We start from the raw sequence: 5,709 nt of genomic DNA on the forward strand, positions 1-5,709 counted from the left end.
GGTCAGCGCGCGCCGCTTGCGCAGCCCGCCGCCGGAGCGGTCGGCGCCGCCGGTCCTGCCGTGCCGGGCGCCGCCCTGCTGGGCCTGGCCGCCGTCGGTGAGGCCGAGTTCGCCGGCGAGCGTCCACAGCGCCTGTTTGACCGTCGACTTGGCGTCCAGGTCCTGCATCCGGCCGGAGTCCACGGCCGGCTGGAGCTCCTTGAACGCGGCCGGCACCGTGGTGCGCAGCGCCCGGGTGCCGGTGGCCCGCTCGATCAGGCCCGGCTGGATCTCGCCGCTGCGGGTGTACCGGTTGACCAGGGTGTGGGTCTCCTCGGCCTTGCGGATCTGGAGCCGGTCCCACAGCCGTGCCATCCGCTTGGCGGCCCGCACCGCGACCACGTCGGGCGTGACGACCAGCAGCGCGCGGTCGGCCATTTCGATGGCCGCTGAGCCCGCCGAGGTCATCTGGGTGCCGCAGTCGACGACGACCAGGTCGTACCGGGACCGCAGCGCCGTCATGGCCTGCCGGGCGACCAGGTCGGTGACCTCCTCGCCGCGCTCGCCCTCGCCGGGCGCGAGCAGCAGGCCGACGCCGCTGGGGTGCTGGAAGACGGCCTCCTGGAGCACCCGCGGCGTGATGTCGCTGATCTGCGCGAGGTCCGCGATCGAGCGGCGGAACTGTACGTCCAGGTAGGAGGCGACGTCACCGGCCTGGAGGTCCATGTCGACCAGGACCACGCGGCGCCCCGCGGCCTGCGCGGCGAGCGCGAGTTGCACCGCGGTCAGCGTGGTGCCGACGCCGCCCTTGGCGCCGGCGACGGTGATCAGGTGGCCGCCGGGCCCTGCGGCCCGCGCCTCGCCCGAGCCGCCGAGGTGGCGCCGTACACCCACCGCCCACTGGGCCGCGGCCTGGGTGCGGGCGGCGAGTTCGTCGTACGAGGGGGGCAGGGCACAGATGCCGCGGGCGCCGGCGTCCATGGCCGCCGAGTACAGCGCGGGCCCGGCGTCCGCGGTCACCAGGACCACGCCGACCGCGGGGAAGCGCAGCGCGACCTCCCTGACCAGTTCGAGCGCGGGCAGCGGGCCGATGTGCTCGTGGACCAGGACCACCTCGGGCAGCTCTTCGATCGAGGCGCCGGCCAGGGCGGCGAGCGTGTCGACCAGCGCGGTCGAGTCGGCGAGCGCCGGGAACGGCTCGACGCCCGGGAGTTGGCTCAGCAGCCCGCCGAGCGCCCTGGCCAGCTCCGGGTCCGCGACCGTCGGGAGGATTCTGATCGTCATCCAGCCACCACCTCCAACTTCTCCTGGCCGCTACCGGTCGCCATCGAGGGTGTAGGTGCGGTCGCCCGGTGCGATGTCCGGTTCGCTGCCGGGCGCGATGAGGGCGAGCCGTACGTGGGAGGCGAAGGACTCCGCGTACGCGACGCGCTGGGCGTCGGCGGTGCCGAGGGCGAAGGTGATGGGCACCGCCTCGGTCTCGCGGCGCTTGCGGTCCCGGGCGTCGCCGTCCGAGTCCAGCGAGGTGAGCTTGCCGACGTCGATGACCCGGGCGCCGGCGACGATCACCTTGGAGACCGGCTTGGCGCCCTCGCGTTCGCCGTCGAAGGTGGCGAAGATGTTGACCCGCGCCCCGGGGTTGATCTTGCCGGCGACGCCGGTGGCCGCGTCGATCATGATGGCGATCTCCTGCTGCCCCGCCTTGAGCGCCGGCCGCTCGACGATCATGTCGGCCTGGAGCAGCGAGCCCTTCCGCAGCGGGGTGACGGCGATCTTGCCGCGGAGGTCTTCGAGGTCGGTGACGGCGGTGTCGGGCAGCCACCGCTCGGGCATCGAGACCTTCTCGAACGCGCCGGCGTCCAGCGCCTGGTAGGCCGGTACGTCGGACTTCAGCCGGTACGCGGTGGTCTCCGGGCCGACCTTGGACTCCACGTCGTTGATGACGGAGAGCACTCCGACGAACGCGCCGACGGCGCACAGGACCGACAGGACCAGGAGGATGACTCCGCGGCGCTGGCGTGCATTCATGAAGACCTGGGACCTCGTTCGGGGGCGGGGTGGCGGGGTCGGCCCCGGCCCGGGTGGGCGGGGTGCGCGGCCGGGTGGGCGGGGCGCGCGTGCTGGCCGGCCGCGGCGTGCCGCCCGGGGCTTAGGCGCACGGCTTCGGGGCCGTCGGGCGGGGTGTCCTGGCTGGTCAACGGGCAGCCAGCGCGGGTCGGGCGGGGGCGGTCAGGGCGCGGGGTTCCTCGTCGCGCAGCAGCGGCGCGGAGCAGAACGCGCAGCGGTCGCCGATGAGTTCGAGCCCGCACCAGTGGCACTCTTCCCTGCGGACGGAGGCGACGAGTTGGTAGAGGACGGTCGGGTCGGGGATGGCCGCGGCGAACTCGGTCACCCGCGAGGTGCCCCACCAGCGGGCCGACTCGGCCGGCAGCGGCACCTCCTGCACGCCGCTGACCCGCCAGGCGGCGGCGAGCGTCCCGGTGACCCACTCGGTGTGGGTCTGGCCACGGGCGACGGTGAGCTGGGTGGTGAAGCCGGGGGCGGGCGGCGGGTCGTCGCGGCCGACGGCCACCAGGTGCCGGGCCGGGTGGGTGAGCACGCCGAACTGTGCGCCGGGCACCCAGGACCGCAGGTGGGCGCCCATGCCGACGTGGACCCGGTCAAGGCGTGCGACGCTGGCCAGTTGAGCGCCGGCGTAGACGTAGTGGGTGAGCAGCCGGGCGGCGCAGGCCAGCACGCCGGGGCTGAAGTCGGCGACCGAGAGCTGCCGTAACTGGCGGGCCAGGACCGCAACGGCCAGCGGCGGCAGGTCGAGCGGGAGCAGGGCGATCCGGTCGCTCTCCAGGACCGCGCGCATCGTGTGCAGTCGGCGCACCAGCTCCGGCGGGGAGGCCGCCGGATAGAGCGCGATCAGATATCCCTGCTGGTCGAGGAGGGTGGCGAGGTCGGCGACGGCAGCTTCGAGCGGCTGGCTCTCGGGGGGCCGCAGCACGACCGCGGACGGGGTGAGCGCGTCCGGCGGCGGCAGCACCAACTCGGGGCCGGTGACGGCAATGGCGGTGGTCACGTCAGCTCCCGTCCACTCCGGGCCCCCGCCCTCCACGTCGGGCGCCGCGGTGGGCGCGGCACGCTCGTCACGGACCGGAACCGTCCGCTACTTCCCCGTACAGATGACTCAGCACTTTAGCCACGATTGCGGCGGCTGAGAACAGGTCACCGGGGTTATCACGGGGCTCGGCACCGGGAGTTCACGCGGGGCCGCCGCACCCGTCATGAACCGGCCTCCCCGGCCCCGGTACCCGCCGACCCTCCGACCCCGTGCCCGAGTCGGTCCCCGGGCCCGTGCGCGCCGACTCCGGGCCCCGGCACGAGTCGGCTGCCGGACCGTGCGAACCGGCCGTCAGGCCCGTACGAACTCGCCGTCGGGCGCCCGTACGCCACGGAGCGAACTCGACGCGCAAGGAACGGAGTTCAGCCACCGAAAGCGGATCGATCCAGCCGCCGCACGGTCCCGCGCACCAGCCCGCACGACGCTTCGAAAGCCGGCCGCACAGGTCGCGCACAGAGGTCGCACAGGGGACCGCGCAGGGCCCGCGACCTGCCCTTCCGGTCACCTCCCGAGGTGAACTGACCGGCAATCGGGGCTGCGCACACCCTTGACAAGGGCATTGGTCTGGACCAGTCTCACGCCAAGCGGTGGCCACCCTTCCCAAGCCCCTCCTCCCACACTTCCCCACGGAGGCAGTCGTGGACCGTGCACCACGTAGCAGGTACGACAGAGGCAGACGGTGGCCCACCGGCCGCAGGCGGATCAACCGGGGGCTGGCGTCAGCAGCCGCGTCCGCCCTCGCCGCCTCGGCGATCGTCGCGCTCGGCGGCAGCGGCGCCCAAGCCGCCGCCGAGCCCAACCTCATCCAGAACCCCGGCTTCGAGTCGGGGTTGAACGGCTGGACGTGTTCGGGCGGCAGCGGCAGCGCCGCCACCACCCCGGTGCACGCCGGCACCGGTTCGCTGAAGGCGCCCCCGGCCGGCGCCGCCCAGGCCCGCTGCTCGCAGACCGTCAGCGTGCTCCCCAACTCGGCGTACGAGCTGAGCGGCTGGGTGCAGGGCGGCTACGTCTACCTGGGCGCCAGCGGCACCGGCACCACGGACGTCTCCACCTGGAGCGCCTCGGCCTCCGACTGGAAGCAGCTCAGCACCAAGTTCACCACCGGACCGAACACCACATCGGTGACGGTCTACACGCACGGCTGGTACGGACAGCCCGCCTACCACGCGGACGACCTCCAGTTGAACGGCCCCGGCGGCGGCACGCCGGGCGAGGAGGTGCCGGCGGCGCCGGCCGGCCTCGCGGCGTCCGCGCCCACCTCGTCGTCGGTGACGCTGAACTGGAACCCGACCAAGGGTGCCAGCGGCTACAACGTCTACCAGGACGGCAAGAAGGTACAGGCGGTCACGGCCACCTCCACCACGGTGACCGGGCTCGCGGCCTCCACCGCGTACAAGTTCCAGGTGACCGCCACCAACTCGGCCGGTGAGTCGCCCAAGTCGGCCGAGGTCACCGGCACCACCACCGCGGGTGGCGGCGACGGCGGCGGCAGCGTGCCCAAGCACGCCGTGACCGGCTACTGGCAGAACTTCAACAACGGCGCCACCGTCCAGAAGATCAGCGACGTCCAGAGCCAGTACGACATCATCGCCGTCGCCTTCGCGGACGCCACCGGCACCCCGGGCACCGTCGACTTCAACCTGGACCCGGCGCTGAACTACAGCGAGGCCCAGTTCAAGGCCGACATCAAGGCCAAGCAGGCGGCCGGCAAGTCGGTCATCCTGTCGGTCGGCGGCGAGAAGGGCACGGTGTCGGTGAACAGCTCCGCCGCCGCGACCAACTTCGCGAACTCGCTGTACGCCCAGATGCAGGAGTTCGGCTTCGACGGCGTCGACATCGACCTGGAGAACGGGCTCAACCCGACGTACATGACCCAGGCGCTGCGGGCCCTGTCCGCCAAGGCCGGCCCCGACCTGGTCATCACGATGGCCCCGCAGACCATCGACATGCAGTCGACCTCCGGCGGCTACTTCCAGACGGCGCTGAACATCAAGGACATCCTGACCGTCGTCAACATGCAGTACTACAACAGCGGTTCGATGCTCGGCTGTGACGGCAACGTCTACTCGCAGGGCACCGTCGACTTCCTCACCGCGCTCGCCTGCATCCAGCTCCAGGGCGGCCTCAAGCCCTCGCAGGTCGGCCTCGGCCTGCCGGCGTCGACGCGCGGCGCGGGCGGCGGCTACGTCTCCCCGACCGTGGTGAACAACGCGCTGGACTGCCTGGCCAAGGGCACCAACTGCGGCCGGTTCAAGCCGTCCACCACGTACCCGGACATCCGCGGCGCGATGACCTGGTCCACCAACTGGGACGCCACGGCCGGCAACGCCTGGTCCAACGTGGTCGGCCCGCACGTGCACAACCTGCCATAACCCGTACGAGCCCACGGCCCGCCGCTCGGGCCGTGGGCGCGCCCAGCCCGGCGGGCTCTTCCCTGACGTCCGGGCGCCGGTCCCCACCGGCGCCACGCCGCACGGCACGCTCCGTGCGGCGTCCGCCGATCGGCCGTGGGGGGGGGGGGGCGCCGCCGCCGCGGGGGGGGGGGGGGGGGGGGGGGGGGGGCGGGGCCCCCCCCCCCGGCCGGGGGGGGGCGGGGGCGGGCGCCCCCCGCGCCCGGGGCG

4 protein-coding genes are annotated in these 5,709 nt (G+C 73.6%); 1 reads left to right on the plus strand and 3 read right to left on the minus strand.

Features of this window, described 5'->3' with window-relative positions; all coding sequences use genetic code 11:
• From AAHZ94_RS27345 to AAHZ94_RS27355, 3 genes are all read right to left on the minus strand, one after another.
• Positions 1–1,263 (minus strand): CpaE/TadZ family protein (locus AAHZ94_RS27345; RefSeq protein ID WP_349996098.1); only part of this gene is annotated, 1,263 nt, incomplete at its 3' end.
• A 30-nt stretch (positions 1,264–1,293) separates the two neighbouring features.
• On the minus strand, positions 1,294–2,007 hold the full coding sequence (gene cpaB / locus AAHZ94_RS27350; protein WP_349996099.1) for a Flp pilus assembly protein CpaB: 714 nt from the start codon (positions 2,005–2,007) through the stop codon (positions 1,294–1,296).
• Between the two features lie 166 nt (positions 2,008–2,173).
• Positions 2,174–3,046: a hypothetical protein gene (locus AAHZ94_RS27355; protein WP_349996101.1), complete on the minus strand. Its 873-nt coding sequence runs from the start codon at positions 3,044–3,046 to the stop codon at positions 2,174–2,176.
• A 680-nt stretch (positions 3,047–3,726) separates the two neighbouring features.
• Here AAHZ94_RS27355 and AAHZ94_RS27360 point away from each other — a divergent pair.
• Entirely contained in the window at positions 3,727–5,460 is a 1,734-nt protein-coding gene (locus AAHZ94_RS27360; protein WP_349996103.1) for a chitinase, read from the plus strand.
• Positions 5,461–5,709 lie beyond the last annotated feature (249 nt).

This window comes from Streptomyces sp. HSW2009 (assembly GCF_040240285.1).
Classification (GTDB): Bacteria; Actinomycetota; Actinomycetes; order Streptomycetales; family Streptomycetaceae; genus Streptomyces.